The following is a 17096-nucleotide window of genomic DNA, read 5'->3' on the forward strand; positions in this document are numbered from 1 at the left end:
CGACATCGAGATCTACACCGACGAGTCGCGCTCCGAAGTGCTGATGACGTGGCGCAACCTGCGCCAGCAGAGCGTGCGTCCGGTGGTCGACGGCGTGATGCGCCCGAACCGCTCGCTTGCCGACTTCATCGCGCCGAAGGAATCGGGCGTCGCCGACTACATCGGCATGTTCGCGGTGACGGCCGGCCTCGGCGTCGACGTGAAGGAAAGGCAGTTCGAAGCCGACCACGACGACTACAGCGCGATCATGCTGAAGGCGCTCGCCGACCGCTTCGCGGAAGCGTTCGCCGAAGCGATGCACGCGCGCGTGCGCCGCGAGCTGTGGGGCTACGCGAGCGGCGAGACGCTCGACAACGACGCGCTGATCGCCGAAAAGTACGCGGGCATCCGCCCGGCGCCCGGCTACCCGGCCTGCCCCGACCATCTCGTGAAACGCGACATGTTCGCCGCGCTGCACGCGGACGAAATCGGGATGAGCGTGACCGATTCGCTGGCGATGCTGCCGGCGGCGAGCGTGTCGGGCTTCTACCTCGCGCATCCGGACAGCCGCTACTTCTCGGTCGGCAAAATCGGGCAGGATCAGCTCGACGACTACGCGCAACGAATGCAGCTGTCGCTCGACGACGCGCGCCGCGCGCTCGCGCCGCAACTCTGATCCGGGCACGACCGGGGCGGTTCGCCGCCCTTTTGATCAGACGAAATCAAAAAGCCCGCATCGAGCGGGCTTTTTCATGCGCCTTTGCGATCTCGCGATCGGGTCAGGCGGGCAACGCGGCTCAGAAGCCCCAGTGCACGTCGGCCTGACCGGCCTTCGCTTCGCGCAGCATCGTCAGGAACGGTGCGACGCGCTGCGCCAAGCTCGGCGGCACTTCGTGGTGCGCGTGGTCGTCTTCGTCCTCGTGGAAATGGCCGGCGTGCTCGGCACGCTCCTGCTTCGCCTGCGCGACCGCGCCTTCCAGCTTCGCGATCGCGTGGTCCAGTTCGTCGTGCGTAATGACACCGCGTTCGCCCAATTGCTTGCCGACGAGGCCCAGCACGTATACGGCGAAATCCTTCAGCACGTCGAGATCCTGTGCCGCCTTGCTCTTGAACGTAATCATGACTATTCCCTTTTCATCTTGTTGTGCCTGCGCGGCGCGGTTGGGGGACGCCGGCAGGCCGGCGTCCGGCCTCGCGGACGCGGGGCGCCTGAGCGGCATATTAGCACCTGTTAAAATTCTGCGATCCCTGAAACGCGCGCTTAAAAAGCGCGCCGGCCGGCCGGCGTTTCCGGCCGCCACCAACGAAGCCTTCTACCAGCATGCTGCCAGCTCACAAACAGACCCTCGAAGCCCTGCTCGCGGATAGCGTCACGCAGGTCGCACACGCGCTGAAAGGCGCCGACGCAGCGTTCGTCGCCCCGGCCATCACGCTCGAGCGCCCGAAGGTCGCCGCGCACGGCGACGTCGCGTGCAACGTCGCGATGCAGCTCGCCAAGCCGCTCGGCACGAACCCGCGCCAGCTCGCCGAGCAGATCGTCGCCGCGCTGACGGCCCAGCCGGCCGCGCAAGGGCTCGTCGACGCGGCCGAAATCGCCGGCCCCGGCTTCATCAACCTGCGCCTGACGGCCGCCGCGAAGCAGGCGGTGATCGCCGCCGTGTTCGACCAGGGCCGCGCGTTCGGCACGTCGGATCGCGAAAAGGGCAAGCAGGTGCTGCTCGAATTCGTGTCGGCCAACCCGACCGGCCCGCTGCACGTCGGCCACGGCCGCCAGGCGGCGCTCGGCGACGTGCTCGCGAACGTGATCGCGAGCCAGGGCTACGCGGTGCACCGCGAGTTCTACTACAACGACGCCGGCGTGCAGATCGGCAACCTCGCGATCTCGACGCAGGCGCGCGCGCGCGGCCTGAAGCCGGGCGACGCGGGCTGGCCGGAAGCCGCGTACAACGGCGAATACATCGCCGACATCGCACGCGACTACCTGAACCGCGAGACGGTTGCCGCGAAGGACGGCGAGCCGGTCACCGGCGCGGGCGACATCGACGATCTCGACGCGATCCGCAAGTTCGCGGTCGCGTACCTGCGTCACGAGCAGGACATGGACCTCCAGGCGTTCGGCGTGAAATTCGACCAGTACTACCTCGAGTCGTCGCTGTACAGCGAAGGCCGGGTCGAGAAGACGGTCGACGCGCTGATCAAGGCCGGCATGACCTACGAGCAGGACGGCGCGCTGTGGCTGCGCACGACCGACGAGGGCGACGACAAGGATCGCGTGATGCGCAAGACGGACGGCACGTACACGTACTTCGTGCCGGACGTCGCGTACCACGTGACGAAGTGGGAGCGCGGCTTCTCGAAGGTGATCAACATCCAGGGTTCGGACCACCATGGCACGATCGCGCGCGTGCGCGCGGGCCTGCAGGGCCTGCACATCGGCATCCCGAAGGGCTATCCCGACTACGTGCTGCACAAGATGGTCACCGTGATGCGCGACGGCCAGGAAGTGAAGCTGTCGAAGCGCGCGGGCAGCTACGTGACGGTGCGCGACCTGATCGAATGGTCGGGCGGCGCGACGCCGGGCCAGGAAGCAGCCCCCGACCTGATCGACGAGGCGACCATCACGCGCGGCCGCGACGCGGTCCGTTTCTTCCTGATCTCCCGCAAGGCCGACACCGAATTCGTGTTCGACATCGACCTCGCGCTGAAACAGAACGACGAGAACCCGGTCTATTACGTCCAGTACGCGCATGCGCGGATCTGCTCGGTGCTCAACGAACTGAAGTCCCGCTACAACGTCGAAGCGGCGCAGCTGCCGGGTGCCGACCTGTCGCAGCTCACGAGCCCGCAGGCCGTGTCGCTGATGCAGAAGCTCGCCGAGTATCCGGACATGCTCACGCACGCGGCGAACGAACTGGCGCCGCACGCGGTCGCGTTCTACCTGCGCGATCTCGCTGGTGAATTCCACTCGTTCTACAATGCGGAGCGCGTGCTGGTCGACGACGAAGCGCCGCGCAACGCGCGCGCCGCGCTCCTCGCCGCGACCCGGCAAGTGCTCGAGAACGGCCTGGCGGTGCTCGGCGTGTCCGCGCCCGCCAAGATGTAAGCGGCCCGGACCGGGCAGCGAATGGCTGCGGCAGGCGCGCCTGCGACGGGAGCACCCGCCGCCGGATGCCCGTCGCAGCCTTTTCACGATTCTTTTTGCAGGTGACTCAAGCAATGGCACAACCACGCCGAACTTCGAAGCAATCGAAACAAGCCGGAGGGACATTTCTTGGAATCGTGCTGGGCCTGATCGTCGGCCTCGCGATCGCGGTGGTGGTGGCGCTCTACATCACGCGGTCGCCGTCGCCGTTCGTGTCGAAGGTCGCGCCGCCGCCGGCCGACAACGCCGCGAGCCAGCCGCAGCAGTTCGACCCGAACCGCGCGCTGCAAGGCAAGACGCCCGGCCAGCCGGTGCCGCAGGCCGCGCAATCCGCGCCGCCCAACACCGCGCCGGGCCAGGCCGCGAACCAGACCCAGGGCGGCCTGCTGCCCGAACCGCAGATCGTCGAAGTGCCGCCGTCGGGCAACACGAACGGCTCCGGCAACACCAGCGGCTCGAGCAACACCACCGCATCGAACAACGCGTCGTCGGGCAATGGCGTCGCCGTCGCGCCGAAGCCGGCCGACAACCCGCCGCCGCCGAAGAAGACGCAACAGGCGCAGCAACAGCAGCAGCAAGGCGGCGAGGACGACCTCGCGCGCTTCGCCGCGCAGAAGCAGGCGCAGCAGGCTGCCGCGCAGAAACAGCAGCAACAGCAACTGGCCGCGAACACGCCGAAGCCGGCGCCGTCCGCGACGTCCGCCGCGGCAGCGAAGCCGCCGACCGCAAGCGACGCGAACACCGGCTACTTCCTGCAGGTCGGTGCGTACAAGACGGAAGGCGACGCCGAGCAGCAGCGCGCGCGGCTGGGCTTCCAGGGCTTCGAGTCGAAGGTGTCGAAGCGCGATGTCAGCGGCGTGACCTATTTCCGCGTGCGCGTCGGCCCGTTCTCGAAATTCGAGGATATGAACTCGGCCCGCCAGCGCCTGTCCGATGCAGGTGTCGACACGGCGGTGATCCGTTTCACGAAGCAGTAAGCAACCGGCCGCGCCCACGCAGAACCCGTTACGTTTCGTAACCCGAGCAACTGATTCGACGTCCACAACATGAAAAAACTGCTTAGCACGCTCCTTCTGTCCCTCGGCCTGGCCGCAGCCGGCTTCGCCCAGGCTTCGCCCACGGCGCCGGTGTCCGGCAAGGACTTCGAGGTGATGAAGTCGCCGCAGCCGGTGTCCGCGCCGGCCGGCAAGGTCGAAGTCATCGAGTTCTTCTGGTACGGCTGCCCGCACTGCTACGAATTCGAGCCGACGGTCGAGGCCTGGGTGAAGAAGCAGGGCAACAACATCGACTTCAAGCGCGTGCCGGTCGCCTTCCGCGACGATTTCCTCCCGCACTCGAAGCTGTTCTACGCGGTGTCGGCGCTCGGCATTTCGGAGAAGGTCACGCCGGCGATCTTCAACGCGATCCACAAGCAGAAGAACTACCTGCTGACGCCGCAGGCGCAGGCCGACTTCCTGGCGACGCAGGGCGTCGACAAGAAGCAGTTCATGGACGCGTACAACTCGTTCAGCGTGCAGGGCCAGGTGAAGCAGTCGGCCGAGCTGCTGAAGAACTACGCGATCGACGGCGTGCCGACGATCGTGGTCCAGGGCAAGTACAAGACGGGCCCGGCTTACACGAACAGCATCCCGGGTACCGCGCAGGTGCTCGACTACCTCGTGAAGCAGGTTCAGGACAAGAAGCTCTGATCCCCGCCCGCGCGCCGGCATGACTACTCCGCTGAAGGTCTTCATCACCGGCGCGTCGAGCGGGCTCGGCCTCGCGATGGCCGAGGAATACGCCCGCCAGGGCGCCACGCTCGCCCTCGTCGCGCGCCGCACTGATGCCCTCGATACGTTCGCGCGACGCTTTCCCAAGCTGTCCGTCTCCGTCTATTCCGCCGACGTGCGCGACGCCGACGCGCTCGCGACGGCCGCCGCGTCGTTCATCGCCGCGCACGGCTGCCCCGACGTCGTGATCGCGAACGCTGGCATCAGCCAGGGCGCCGTCACGGGCCAGGGCGATCTCGCCACGTTCCGCAACGTGATGGACATCAACTACTACGGGATGGTCGCGACGTTCGAGCCGTTCGTCGGCCCGATGACGGCCGCGCGCCACGGAACGCTGGTCGGCGTCGCGAGCGTCGCCGGCGTGCGCGGCCTGCCCGGGTCAGGTGCGTACAGCGCGTCCAAATCGGCCGCGATCAAGTATCTCGAGGCGCTGCGCGTCGAACTGCGCCCGGCCGGTGTCGGCGTCGTGACGATCGCGCCCGGCTACATCCGCACGCCGATGACCGCGCACAACCCGTACCGGATGCCGTTCCTGATGGACGCCGACCGCTTCGCGGCCCGCGCCGCGCGCGCGATCGCGCGGCAGCACGCGTTCCGCGTGATTCCGTGGCAGATGGGCGTCGTCGCGAAGGTGCTGCACGTGCTGCCGCGCTGGCTCTACGACCGCCTGTTCGAGAAGGCACCGCGCAAGCCGAAGGCCGGCGCGCATTGAGTGCGGCGCCAACGTCGCACGCACCGCTCCTCCTTCCACACGACTCGCCGCAGCCGGCGCGGCGATTCTGCCGATTCTGGTGATTCGGTGATTCGGTGATTCGGTGATCCAGCCGATTCGCGTCGATCAGCACCGATCCTCGCCGATCCGCTTTGGCCTGCGCTTTCCCCGCCCCCCATCTCGGCCGCCGGTCGTTCGCCGTCGCGCCTGTCTCATCTCCCCGCCGCTGCGCCGCCCCAGCACGCATTCCGTCGCGAACGCAGCCGTTTCTCGCTCAATTCGCTGCGTTCCGGCGCCTTTTTTCACGCACCGCGCGCTTTGACGGTATGCTATCCGCCAGCCGCGCCGGCCCCGCCTGTTACCGGGCCACGCCCGCATTCCGACACCCAGCAAAAATCACAAGCAACGTGGGAGAACCTATGCACGTCAAGCTGTTCGCCGCGGCCGCCGTCGCCGCCGCCCTCGCCGCCCCCGGCCTCGCCGCCGCCAAGCCGCTCACCGTCTGCACGGAATCGAGCCCGGACGGCTTCGACGTCGTGCAGTACAACTCGCTCGTCACGACCAACGCATCGGCCGACGTGATCTTCAACACGCTCGTGTCGTACGACGAAGCGGCGAAGAAGGTCGTGCCCGCGCTCGCCGACAAATGGGAAGCGAGCGCCGACGGCCTCACGTACACGTTCCATCTGCGCCCGAACGTCGCGTTCCAGACCACCGACTACTTCAAGCCGGGCCGCCCGCTGAACGCGGACGACGTCGTGTTCACGTTCTCGCGGATGCTCGACGATGCGAACCCGTGGCACAAGGTGGCCGGCGCGAGCGGCTTCCCGCACGCGCAGTCGATGGGCCTCGTGAAACTCGTGAAGTCGGTCACGAAGGTCGACGACAACACGGTGAAGTTCGTGCTGAACGAGCCGAACGCGACGTTCGTGCCGATCCTGACGATGGGCTTCGCGTCGATCTACTCGGCCGAATACGCGGACCAGCTGCTGAAGGCCGGCAAGCAGGCCGACCTGAACGCGAAGCCGATCGGCACCGGCCCGTTCGTGCTGAAGAGCTACACGAAGGACGCGCTGATCCGCTACGACGTGAACCCGGCCTACTGGGGCGCGAAGCCGAAGGTCGACCGGCTGATCTACGCGATCACGCCCGACCCGTCGGTGCGCATGCAAAAGGTGAAGGCCGGCGAATGCCAGATCGCGCTGTCGCCGAAACCGCAGGACGTGCTCGCCGCGAAGGGCGAAGGCGCGCTGAAGGTCGTGCAGACGCCCGCGTTCATGACCGCGTTCGTCGCGCTGAACACGCAGAAGAAGCCGCTCGACAACGACAAGGTGCGCGAGGCGCTGAACCTCGCGTTCGATCGCGCGACCTACCTGAAGGTGGTGTTCGACAACACGGCGACGGCCGCGAACAACCCGTATCCGCCGAACACGTGGAGCTACGCGAAGGACGTCGCGCCGTATACGTACGATCCCGCGAAGGCGAAGCAGCTGCTCGCGTCGGCCGGTTTCCCGAACGGCTTCTCGACGACGATCTGGACGCGCCCGACCGGCAGCGTGCTGAACCCGAACCCGAAGGCCGGCGCGGAACTGCTGCAGGCCGACCTCGCGAAGATCGGTGTGAAGGCCGAGGTGAAGGTGATCGAGTGGGGCGAGCTGATCAAGCAGGCGAAGCTCGGCCAGCATGACATGCTGTTCATGGGCTGGGCCGGCGACAACGGCGATCCGGACAACTACCTGTCGCCGCTGTTCAGCTGCAACGCGGTGAAGTCGGGCATCAACTTCGCGCGCTTCTGCGACGCGCAGCTCGACAAGCTGATCGCCGACGGCAAGTCGACCGCCGACCAGAGCAAGCGCGCGAAGCTGTACGAATCGGCGCAGAAGATCATCCATGACGAGGCGCTGTGGATTCCGCTCGGCTACCCGACCGCGGCCGCGCTCACGCGTGCGAACGTGAGCGGCTATCACGTCAGCCCGTTCGGCCGGCAGAACTTCGCGGCAGTCGCCGTGCAGTAACCGCGCGTGGCGCGCAAGCGACGGCGCCCCGGCCCGTCGCTTGCGGCCCGCGCGCCGCGCTTGCTACACTGCGCGCTCATTCCTCATACCGGACGCCAGCCGAAGTGAACAACTAAGCCTTCCCAAAAATGTTTTCGCCGCCGTGCCTCGCACGCCGCGCGCGAAGGGTTTCACGCATTTTCGGAGGTGCTTATGGCTGCTGCCACGCCGACCGGCGCGCTCGTCGCGCTTCATCACGTTTCCTTCCGCTTCGACGACGGCGTCACGCTGTTCGATTCGCTCGACCTTTCCATCGACCGCACGCCGACGGGCATCGTCGGCCGCAACGGCGCCGGCAAGAGCCTGCTCGCGCAACTGATCGCCGGCCGGCGCACGCCGAGCGCGGGCGCGATCGACCGGCACACGCCCGTCGCCTACGTCGCGCAGCAGCACGACGACGCACCGGACACCACGCGGACCGTCGCGGAATTCGCCACGCTCGATGCGCCGCTCGCGGCCCTCGCGCGCCTCGCGGACGGCCGCGCGAGCGCACACGACTTCGACCTGATCGGCGATCGCTGGGACCTCGCCGAGCGGCTGCGCGCGGCGCTCGACGCAGCCGGCCTGCACGACGTGCGCGCCGATACACCGGCACATGCGTTGAGCGGCGGCCAGATGGCGCGCGTCGCGCTGATCGGCGCGTTGCTCTCGGAGGCCGGGCTGCTGGTGCTCGACGAACCGACCAACCACCTCGACGCGCCGGGCCGCGCGTGGCTGCGCACGGCACTCGACGGCTGGCGCGGCGGCATCGTGATCGTCAGCCATGACCGCGCGCTGCTCGCGCACGTGCAGCGCATCGTCGAGCTGACGCCGCACGGCGTGCGTACTTACGGCGGCAACTACGCGCTGTATCGCGCGCAACGCGACGCGGAACAGGATGCCGCGCAGGCCGCGCTCGAGCATGCGCGCACCGAGCGCGGGCGCGCCAGGCGCCGGCTCGAACAGGAACACGACACGATCCAGCGCCACGCGGCCGGCTCGCTGCGCGATGCGAAGACGGCCAACCTGTCGTCGGGCGCGAAGCAGCGGCGCAAGGGCGCCGCGCGCAACATCATGGGGCAGGTGCGCCGCGACCAGAGCGCGTTCAAGGCGACGCTCGACGAACGCGTGCAGGACGCAGCCGCGCGCGTCGAAGCCGACGCGCCGGTGCTCGTGTCGCTGCCGGGCACCGAGGTCAGCGCGCGCCGCCAGCTGTTCACGCTCGAGCGCGCCCGACTGCCGTGGCGCACCGCCGGGCGCGCGGACGCGATCACGTGGTCGGCCAGCGGCCCGGTGCGCATCGCGCTGACGGGCCCGAACGGCTGCGGAAAATCGACGTTGCTGCGCATGCTCTCCGGCGAACTCGCGCCGCGCGCGGGCACCTGCGCGACGCACGTGAGCGCCGCGTATCTCGACCAGCGGCTCGCGCTGCTCGATCCCGAGCGCTCGATCGTCGACCAGTTGGGCAGCCTCGCTACGCCGCTCGCCGAAGGCGAGCTGCGCAGCCGGCTCGCGCTGCTGCAGCTCGATGCCGCGCGCGCGACGCAGCCGGTGCAGCGCCTGAGCGGCGGCGAGCGGTTGAAAGCCGCGCTCGCGTGCGCGTTGTGGCGCGGCACGCCCGCGCAGCTGCTGCTGCTCGACGAGCCGACCAATCACCTCGATCTCGAATCGGTGCGCGCGATCGAAGCCGCGCTGGCCGGCTTCCCCGGTGCGCTGGTGGTCGCGTCGCACGACGCCGCGTTTCTCGCGGCGCTCGCGCCGACGCACACGATGCAATGGCAGCGCGACGGGTGGCGTTACGAACCCGTCGCGTGATTGACGCTCACGGTCGTTCGTCGTTTCGCGTGATGTCCGATTCGACGAACCGCTGCCTGACGAGCCGCTCCGATTCGAGCAGGCCTTTGCCGATAGGGACGACGGATTTCGCGTTGTTGGAACGGCACGGACCGGGTTGAACGCTGAAAACGAGGGAACGTCGGGCCGGCAGCGCTCAGGCCCGCGCGAAGCGAATCACGCCGTCGTCGCCCTGCTCGCGCACGAGTTCGCCCGCAAGCCACAGCAGGTTCAGGTGCGCGAGCGCCTCGCCGAGCGCGAACGTCATCTGATGGATGTCGAGCTCGCGGCGGCGGAACATGATCGGCACGATGTCGGCGGCGCTCGCCGGCTTCTCCGCGCAGGCGACGCGCACTTCGTCGAGCCGCGCGTCGTGGTGCGCGCGCAGTTGCGCGATGCGGGTGCGCACGCCGCGGAACGGCTTGCCGTGCGACGGCAGCACGAGCGTGTCGGGCGCCATCGTCTCGTAGCGGCCGAGCGATTCGAGGTACAGCGCGAGCGGGTTCGCTTCCGGTTCGAGATCGAACACGGACACGTTGGTCGAGATGCGCGGCAGCACCATGTCGCCGGAGATCAGCACGCCGTCCGCTTCGCTGTAGAGCGCGCAATGTTCAGGCGAATGGCCGTAGCCGGTGACGACGCGCCACGTGCGCGCGCCGATCGTCACCGGGTCGCCTTCGCGCAGGCGCCGGTAGCGCGGCGGCACGGCCGGCACGAGGTCCGAGTAATAGCTGCGACGGTTGCGCAGCTTGTCGAGCGCGGCCGGATCGGTCAGCCCGTGACGCGCGAAGTGATCGGCGGCGGCCGCGCCGCCGGCGTTCGAGCCGTTGCCGGCCGCCATCAGGCAGCCGAACATGTATTCGCCGAGCGTCATCCACAGCCGCACGTTCCAGCGGCGCCGGTCGCCGCCTTCGCAGATCCAGTTCGCCAGGCCGAAGTGATCGGGATGGCAATGCGTGACGAGCACGCGCAGCACCGGCAGCCCGTCGAGATGCGTGTCGAAGATCTGTTCCCAGTGCGTACGGATCGCATCCGACGAGATACCGCAGTCGACGATCGTCCAGCCGGCCTGTCCGTCGATCTCGTCGCGCAGCAGCCAGAGATTGATGTGATCGAGCGAAAACGGCAGCGGCATGCGCAGCCAGCGCACGCCGGGCGCGACCTCGAACGTGTCGCCCGCGACGGGCAGCGTGTCGGCGAAGGGATAGTCGAGTTGGTGTTCCAGTGCGTTCATCGGTGGGGTGTCTCGTCGTTATCGGTGCGAATGCGAATGCGGGCGCGGGTGCGAATGCAAGTGCAGGAGCGCGCGGCATGCCGCGGCGGGCATCGCGTCGATTCTATCGCCGTCGCGCGAAACGCGTGCCGGCGCGCGCCGGACGGTCAAAAAAAGTTCGTGTCAGAATCGGTTCCGTACCCGTATCTTTACGCGAAGATGCATCGAACGGCATGCAACGGCGAGCAACCCGCCCATTGACGGCGCTTGGGCGCGGGACCCCGAAAGTCATTGAAACGCCGACTTGGGCGCTAAAATGGCGAGTGCTTACAGCCCCTCTTCAACGAGCCTGCACGCGATGAATCACTTCCCCAAACTGCTGTCGTCGCAAATCGGCTTCGACGTCGCGCAGACGATGCTCGAATACTTCGACCGCCACTACCGGATCTTCCGGGAAGCCGCCGTCGAGGCGAAGACGCTATTCGAGCGCGCCGACTGGCACGGCCTGCAGCGGCTCGCGCGCGAGCGGATCACGTCGTACGACGATCGCGTGCAGGAGTGCGTCGAGCTGCTGGAGGACGAATACGACGCGGAGAACATCGACGACGAGGTGTGGCAGCAGATCAAGCTGCACTACATCGGCCTGCTCACGTCGCACCGCCAGCCCGAGTGCGCGGAAACGTTCTTCAATTCGGTGTGCTGCAAGATCCTGCACCGCTCGTATTTCAGCAACGATTTCATCTTCGTGCGGCCCGCGATCTCGACCGAATACCTCGAGAACGACGAGCCGGCCGCAAAGCCGACCTATCGCGCGTACTACCCGGGCACCGACGGGCTCGCGGCCACGCTCGAGCGCATCGTCACGAACTTCCAGCTCGAGCCGCCGTTCGAGGATCTCACGCGCGACATCGGCTGCGTGATGCAGGCGATCAGCGACGAATTCGGCCAGTTCGACGCCGCGCCGAATTTCCAGATCCACGTGCTGTCGTCGCTGTTCTTCCGCAACAAGAGCGCGTACATCGTCGGCCGCATCATCAACGCCGATCGCGTGCTGCCGTTCGCGGTGCCGATCCGCCACGTGCGCCCGGGCCTGCTCGCGCTCGACACCGTGCTGCTGCGCCGCGACCTGCTGCAGATCATCTTCAGCTTCTCGCACTCGTATTTCCTCGTCGACATGGGCGTGCCGTCCGCGTACGTGGATTTTCTCTGCACGATCATGCCGGGCAAGCCGAAGGCCGAGATCTACACGTCGGTCGGCCTGCAGAAGCAGGGCAAGAACCTGTTCTACCGCGACCTGCTGCACCACCTGTCGCATTCGAGCGACCGCTTCATCATCGCGCCCGGGATCAAGGGCCTCGTGATGCTCGTGTTCACGCTGCCGTCGTTCCCGTACGTGTTCAAGATCATCAAGGATCAGTTCCCGCCGCCGAAGGAAACGACGCGCGCGCAGATCATGGAGAAGTACCAGCTCGTGAAGCGCCACGACCGTCTCGGGCGGATGGCCGATACGCTCGAGTATTCGAGCGTCGCGCTGCCGCTGTCGCGGCTCGACCATGCGCTCGTGCGCGAGCTGGAAAAGGAAGTGCCGTCGCTGCTCGAATACGAGGACGACAACCTCGTGATCAAGCACCTGTACATCGAGCGCCGCATGACGCCGCTCAACCTGTACCTGCAGAACGGCACCGACGCGGACGTCGAGCACGGCGTGAAGGAGTACGGCAACGCGGTGAAGGAGTTGATGAAGGCCAACATCTTCCCCGGCGACATGCTTTACAAGAACTTCGGCGTCACGCGCCACGGCCGCGTCGTGTTCTACGACTACGACGAGATCGAGTACCTGACCGACTGCAACGTGCGGCGCGTGCCGCCGCCGCGCAACGAGGAAGACGAGCTGTCCGGCGAACCGTGGTATACCGTCGGCCCGCACGACATCTTTCCGGAAACCTACGGACCGTTCCTGCTCGGCGACCCGCGCGTGCGGACGGTCTTCATGAAGCATCACGCGGACTTTTTCGAACCCGCGCTGTGGCAGGCCAGCAAGGACAAGCTGCTGCAGGGCGAGTTGCCCGATTTTTACCCGTACGACGTGTCGCTGCGCTTCAGCGTGCGCTACCCCGAGCGCTTCGACGCGACGCCGGACGCCGGTGACGCCGGCGACGACGCAAGCGACGCGCAGCGCGCCGCCTGACGCACCGTCCGATCGAACCAAACCCGTTATCGACCTGACTTCCGCCAACGGAATCCACACCGATGAATACCCAAGACAATCCGCTTTCACACCTGTTCGACAACAACGACGCCTGGGTCAAGCGCCAGCTCGCCGACGATCCCGATTTCTTCGCGCGTCTCGCCGACCAGCAGGCGCCGGAATATCTGTGGATCGGCTGCTCGGATTCGCGCGTGCCCGCGAACCAGATCATCGGCCTGCCGCCGGGCGAAGTGTTCGTGCACCGTAACATCGCGAACGTCGTCGTGCACAGCGACCTGAACTGCCTGTCGGTGATCCAGTTCGCGGTCGACATCCTGCGCGTGAAGCACATCATGGTCGTCGGCCACTACGGCTGCTCGGGCGTGAACGCGGCGCTGCACAACCGCCGCGTCGGCCTCGCGGACAACTGGCTGCATCACGTGCAGGACGTGCGCGAACGCCACGCCGCACTGCTCGACGAATGGCCGGTCGGCGAAGCGCGCTATCGCCGCCTGATCGAGCTGAACTCGATCGAGCAGGTCGTCAACGTATGCCGCACGACGATCGTCAACGACGCATGGGCGCGCGGCCAGTCGCTCACCGTGCACGGGCTCGTGTACGGCGTGCACGACGGGCGGATGCGCAACCTCGGGATGGCCGTGTCGAGCTTCGACGCGCTGGATGCAACCTACAAGCGCTGCGTCGCGGCGCTGACCGCGCGCGGCCAGCACGCGCCCGACAACGACATGGTCGCGGCGGACGCCGCGCGGCTCGACGACGTCGCGCAGGCGGTCGCCGCCACGCTGAAGCCGTGCGACGACGCGAAGTAACCGACTCGAAGTAGCCGACGTGCGCGGCCACGCGGGCGCGGCACGCCAGCGCCCCGCCGCGCGCCATCCGGCTGAAGGTGCATCATGATGGCGGGGCCGCGCCCCCTGCATCCCGTCGCGCGACGGGTGCGCCGTGCGCACACGCCAGCCGGCGCAACGGCGGTCATGCGGCCGCGACGGCCGTCGAACTGATCTGACACCGGCACTGCCGCGACGGCGGTGCAATGCAAAGGAGCGGCGAACATGAAAACCGTACTGATCGTCGGCGCATCGCGCGGCCTCGGACGCGAATTCGTCCGGCAATACCGGCGCGACGGCTGGAACGTGATCGCGACCGCGCGCGACGACGCATCGCTTGCCGCACTGCGCGAACGCGGCGCGCACGCGCATGCGCTCGACATCGCGCAGCCCGAACAGATCGCGGCGCTCGGCTGGAAGCTCGACGGCGAACGGCTCGACGCGGCGGTGCTCGTGTCGGGCGTGTACGGGCCGCGCACCGAAGGGGTCGAAACGATCGGCGCCGAGGATTTCGACACGGTGATGCATACGAACGTGCGCGGGCCGATGCAACTGCTGCCGATCCTGCTGCCGCTCGTCGAGGACGCGCGCGGCGTGCTGGCGGTGGTCTCGAGCCGGATGGGCAGCATCGCCGAGGCGACCGGCACGACCGGCTGGCTGTACCGCGCGAGCAAGGCCGCGCTGAACGACGTGCTGCGCATCGCATCGCTGCAGACGCGCCACGCCGCCTGCATCTCGCTCCATCCCGGCTGGGTGCGCACCGACATGGGCGGCGCGCAGGCCGCGATCGATCCGGAGACCAGCGTGACCGGCATGCGCCGCGTGATCGCGGAAGCCGGCGCGGACGTGTCGCAGGCCAACGGCCGTTTCTTCCAGTACGACGGCGTCGAGCTCAGCTGGTGAGCCGGCATGACAACCCGGCGTCGTTAATTCCCGAATCGCATGATTTTGAACCGACCTGACGCGTGCCCGTGCGGCGGCGCGTCCCCCGTCCCTGCCGGCAAAGCCCCGGCGCCGCGCTATGCGGCCTGTTGCGGCCGCTTCATCGACGGCGGCGAAGCCGCGCCGACCGCCCTCGAATTGATGCGCTCGCGGTACAGCGCGTACGTGCTCGGCGCGACCGACTATCTGCGCGCGACCTGGGACGCGCGCACCTGCCCGGCCGATCTCGATGCGGACCCGAATGCGCCCGACGCGCCTCGCTGGCTCGGCCTCGCCGTCAAACGCCATGCCCGGCTCGACGAACAGCACGCGGAGGTCGAATTCGTGGCCCGCTACAAGGTCGGCGGGCGTGCGTACAGGCTCCACGAGACAAGTCGTTTCACACGCGACGAGCACGGTTTCTGGCGCTATGTCGACGGCGAAGTAAGTGAACGCTGACAAATAGTTGCCATGTCAGACGCCGGGTAATTCCCGCATTGCACAACCTGAATTTGTCGGGCTAGGATGGCCGTCAGATTGGTCATGTTGCATGGCAGGGCTTACGAATGGCGTTCAGCAAGGTATTGGTGGGATGGATGGCGGCCTGCGCGCTGTCGGCCGCTCAGGCCGGTACGGCGCCGAACGCGCAATCTGGCGCGGCCACGGCCAGCGGCTCGCTCGCCCACGCCGAGCGCTTCGATTACGGCGATTCGGGCCTCCCGCAGGTCGCCGCGAACCTCAACGAACAAATCGTCAGCATTCCGGCCGATGCTTCGGGCGCCGTGATGCTCGAGGCCACGCTGTTCAAGCCGAACGGCCCCGGCCCGTTCCCGCTCGTCGTCTTCAACCACGGCAAGAACACCGGCGATCTTCACCAGCAGCCGCGCAGCCGGCCGCTCGCGTTCGCGCGTGAATTCGTGCGCCGCGGCTATGCGGTGATCGCGCCGAACCGCCAGGGCTTCGCCGGTTCGGGCGGCGCGTACCAGCAGGAAGGCTGCAACGTCGGCAAGAACGGCCTCGTGCAGGCCGCCGACGTCGACGCGACGGTCCGCTACATGTCGCGTCAGTCGTACATCGATGCGTCGCGCATCGTCGTCGCGGGCACGTCGCACGGCGGCCTCGTGTCGGTCGCATACGGTACCGAGGCGGCGCCCGGCGTGCGCGGCATCATCAACTTCTCCGGCGGGCTGCGCCAGGACCTCTGCGACGGCTGGCAGCGCAATCTCGTCGACGCGTTCGACCAGTACGGCGCGCATACGGCCGTGCGGTCGCTGTGGCTGTACGGCGACAACGATTCGGTGTGGACGCCCGCGCTCGTCGCGCAGATGCACGACGCCTACGTGTCGCACGGCACGCAGGCGCAGTTCATCGATTTCGGCCGCTACAAGGACGACGCGCACCGGCTGATCGTCGATCGCGACGGCGTGCCCGTGTGGTGGCCGGCCGTGCATGCGTTCCTCGCGGAACTGAACCTGCCGACCTCGGTGCGCTATGCGGTCGCGAACCCGCACGAGCCGAATGCGACCGGCTATGCGTCGATCGACGCGGTCGAGGCGGTGCCGTTCCTCGACGCAGCCGGCCGCGAAGGCTATCGCCGCTTCCTGAGCCAGCATCCGAGCCGTGCGTTCGCGGTGTCGGCTGAAGGCGCGTGGTCGTGGGCCGAAGGCGGCGACGATCCGATGGCGCTCGCGCTCGACAACTGCTCGAAGCAGGGCGCGGGCGCATGCAAGCTGTATGCGGTCAACGACCGCGTCGTGTGGAACGCGAATGCGACGCAGACGGCCGACAACGGCGACGCCGACGCGCGCGCCTTGGCTTCGCGCTGACGCGCGCGTGTCGCGACGCGCGTCAGGATCGCGTTCTACCCACGTCTCTTTCCCCTCTTCCGTTTCGTGAGCGTGCGGTCCGCAGCGGCGTTCGCATGCCCGTTCTCGCGCTCTTGTGAGTCCGCGGGCTGAGCACCCCGCTCGTAACATCCGCTGAGAGCCTTTGCGGGACTTTTCCCGCCTGTTCCGAACGCCAGCGGCGCCTGATTCAACGCGCCATTTGCCGGTCGCCGGTCGCCGGTCGCCGGTCGCTAGTCGCCGGTCGCTAGTCGCTAGTCGCTAGTCGCTAGTCGCCATTCGCAGGTCGCCATTCGCCATTCGCCATTCGCCATTCGCCATTCGCCATTCGCCATTCGCAGGTCGCAGGTCGCAGGTTGCTAGTCGCCGGTCGCATTGCGCCACACTTCGCGCCCCTTTTCCCTTCCCGCCCCGATTTTTCACCCCTCCCGCGCCCGCCCGCCCGACGATTTTTTTCTGTCGGGGGGTGTCACTCGAACGTCGTCATCTGCGGTCATTTCGGGGCATCTGGCGCGTACCGTCCCGAGCACCCCGGATCTGCGCCGAACTCCCGCCCGGCAAGGCTTTGCGGTGTTTGTAACCGGTAGTGCAACGCGCGGCGGAACACGCTAATC

14 protein-coding genes are annotated in these 17096 nt (G+C 67.6%); 12 read left to right on the forward strand and 2 right to left on the reverse strand.

Annotation, left to right across the window (positions count from 1 at the left end; all coding sequences use genetic code 11):
• The coding region (locus DIE12_RS29355) for a vitamin B12 dependent-methionine synthase activation domain-containing protein (RefSeq protein WP_311768016.1) at positions 1 to 655 on the forward strand (655 nt) is incomplete at its 5' end.
• Positions 656 to 776: 121 nt separating this feature from the next.
• Here the strand turns inward: DIE12_RS29355 and DIE12_RS29360 are convergent.
• The gene (locus DIE12_RS29360) at positions 777 to 1100 is read right to left on the reverse strand and encodes a DUF1840 domain-containing protein (RefSeq protein ID WP_044846191.1); all 324 of its coding nucleotides are present in this window, start codon (positions 1098 to 1100) and stop codon (positions 777 to 779) included.
• A gap of 200 nt (positions 1101 to 1300) precedes the next feature.
• Between DIE12_RS29360 and argS the strand changes: the two genes are divergently transcribed.
• From argS to DIE12_RS29390, 6 genes are all read left to right on the forward strand, one after another.
• Positions 1301 to 3082 carry an arginine--tRNA ligase gene (argS, locus tag DIE12_RS29365; RefSeq protein ID WP_124520661.1) on the forward strand — a complete coding sequence of 594 codons (1782 nt, stop codon included), beginning with the start codon at positions 1301 to 1303 and terminating at the stop codon, positions 3080 to 3082.
• Between the two features lie 113 nt (positions 3083 to 3195).
• The gene (locus DIE12_RS29370) at positions 3196 to 4098 is read left to right on the forward strand and encodes an SPOR domain-containing protein (protein ID WP_124551441.1); all 903 of its coding nucleotides are present in this window, start codon (positions 3196 to 3198) and stop codon (positions 4096 to 4098) included.
• A 69-nt stretch (positions 4099 to 4167) separates the two neighbouring features.
• Positions 4168 to 4809, forward strand: a complete 642-nt coding sequence (locus DIE12_RS29375) for a thiol:disulfide interchange protein DsbA/DsbL (RefSeq protein ID WP_124520660.1) — start codon at positions 4168 to 4170, stop codon at positions 4807 to 4809.
• 19 nt (positions 4810 to 4828) lie between these two features.
• The gene (locus tag DIE12_RS29380; RefSeq protein WP_124520659.1) at positions 4829 to 5602 is read left to right on the forward strand and encodes an SDR family oxidoreductase; all 774 of its coding nucleotides are present in this window, start codon (positions 4829 to 4831) and stop codon (positions 5600 to 5602) included.
• A 419-nt stretch (positions 5603 to 6021) separates the two neighbouring features.
• Positions 6022 to 7617: an ABC transporter substrate-binding protein gene (locus DIE12_RS29385; protein ID WP_124520657.1), complete on the forward strand. Its 1596-nt coding sequence runs from the start codon at positions 6022 to 6024 to the stop codon at positions 7615 to 7617.
• Between the two features lie 192 nt (positions 7618 to 7809).
• Positions 7810 to 9450 carry an ABC-F family ATP-binding cassette domain-containing protein gene (locus tag DIE12_RS29390; RefSeq protein WP_124520655.1) on the forward strand — a complete coding sequence of 547 codons (1641 nt, stop codon included), beginning with the start codon at positions 7810 to 7812 and terminating at the stop codon, positions 9448 to 9450.
• Positions 9451 to 9625: 175 nt separating this feature from the next.
• On the opposite strand, the gene DIE12_RS29395 is transcribed toward DIE12_RS29390, so the two are convergent.
• Positions 9626 to 10702 carry an MBL fold metallo-hydrolase gene (locus tag DIE12_RS29395; RefSeq protein ID WP_124520654.1) on the reverse strand — a complete coding sequence of 359 codons (1077 nt, stop codon included), beginning with the start codon at positions 10700 to 10702 and terminating at the stop codon, positions 9626 to 9628.
• Positions 10703 to 11039: 337 nt separating this feature from the next.
• Here DIE12_RS29395 and aceK point away from each other — a divergent pair, with 337 nt between their 5' ends.
• The 5 genes from aceK to DIE12_RS29425 all read left to right on the forward strand — a co-directional run bounded on the left by aceK (position 11040) and on the right by DIE12_RS29425 (position 16464).
• Positions 11040 to 12869 (forward strand): bifunctional isocitrate dehydrogenase kinase/phosphatase, encoded by a 1830-nt coding sequence (gene aceK / locus DIE12_RS29405; RefSeq protein WP_124520653.1) that lies wholly within the window; start codon positions 11040 to 11042, stop codon positions 12867 to 12869.
• A 62-nt stretch (positions 12870 to 12931) separates the two neighbouring features.
• Positions 12932 to 13699: a carbonate dehydratase gene (gene can, locus DIE12_RS29410; protein ID WP_124486578.1), complete on the forward strand. Its 768-nt coding sequence runs from the start codon at positions 12932 to 12934 to the stop codon at positions 13697 to 13699.
• Positions 13700 to 13942: 243 nt separating this feature from the next.
• Entirely contained in the window at positions 13943 to 14620 is a 678-nt protein-coding gene (locus DIE12_RS29415) for an SDR family oxidoreductase (protein WP_044846181.1), read from the forward strand.
• A 39-nt stretch (positions 14621 to 14659) separates the two neighbouring features.
• Positions 14660 to 15097, forward strand: coding sequence for a YchJ family protein (locus tag DIE12_RS29420; RefSeq protein WP_044846180.1), 438 nt, complete (start codon positions 14660 to 14662; stop codon positions 15095 to 15097).
• A gap of 107 nt (positions 15098 to 15204) precedes the next feature.
• The gene (locus tag DIE12_RS29425; RefSeq protein WP_124520652.1) at positions 15205 to 16464 is read left to right on the forward strand and encodes a dienelactone hydrolase family protein; all 1260 of its coding nucleotides are present in this window, start codon (positions 15205 to 15207) and stop codon (positions 16462 to 16464) included.
• Positions 16465 to 17096: the final 632 nt, after the last annotated feature.

The sequence above is a fragment of the Burkholderia sp. Bp9015 genome (genome assembly GCF_003853505.1).
Classification (GTDB): domain Bacteria; phylum Pseudomonadota; class Gammaproteobacteria; order Burkholderiales; family Burkholderiaceae; genus Burkholderia.

Coding starts and splice junctions, on each gene's coding strand:
- DIE12_RS29360 (WP_044846191.1), bottom strand. CDS start 1,100: ATGATTACGTTCAAGAGCAAGGCGGCACAGGATCTCGACGTGCTGAAG.
- argS (WP_124520661.1), top strand. CDS start 1,301: ATGCTGCCAGCTCACAAACAGACCCTCGAAGCCCTGCTCGCGGATAGC.
- DIE12_RS29370 (WP_124551441.1), top strand. CDS start 3,196: ATGGCACAACCACGCCGAACTTCGAAGCAATCGAAACAAGCCGGAGGG.
- DIE12_RS29375 (WP_124520660.1), top strand. CDS start 4,168: ATGAAAAAACTGCTTAGCACGCTCCTTCTGTCCCTCGGCCTGGCCGCA.
- DIE12_RS29380 (WP_124520659.1), top strand. CDS start 4,829: ATGACTACTCCGCTGAAGGTCTTCATCACCGGCGCGTCGAGCGGGCTC.
- DIE12_RS29385 (WP_124520657.1), top strand. CDS start 6,022: ATGCACGTCAAGCTGTTCGCCGCGGCCGCCGTCGCCGCCGCCCTCGCC.
- DIE12_RS29390 (WP_124520655.1), top strand. CDS start 7,810: ATGGCTGCTGCCACGCCGACCGGCGCGCTCGTCGCGCTTCATCACGTT.
- DIE12_RS29395 (WP_124520654.1), bottom strand. CDS start 10,702: ATGAACGCACTGGAACACCAACTCGACTATCCCTTCGCCGACACGCTG.
- aceK (WP_124520653.1), top strand. CDS start 11,040: ATGAATCACTTCCCCAAACTGCTGTCGTCGCAAATCGGCTTCGACGTC.
- can (WP_124486578.1), top strand. CDS start 12,932: ATGAATACCCAAGACAATCCGCTTTCACACCTGTTCGACAACAACGAC.
- DIE12_RS29415 (WP_044846181.1), top strand. CDS start 13,943: ATGAAAACCGTACTGATCGTCGGCGCATCGCGCGGCCTCGGACGCGAA.
- DIE12_RS29420 (WP_044846180.1), top strand. CDS start 14,660: ATGATTTTGAACCGACCTGACGCGTGCCCGTGCGGCGGCGCGTCCCCC.
- DIE12_RS29425 (WP_124520652.1), top strand. CDS start 15,205: ATGGCGTTCAGCAAGGTATTGGTGGGATGGATGGCGGCCTGCGCGCTG.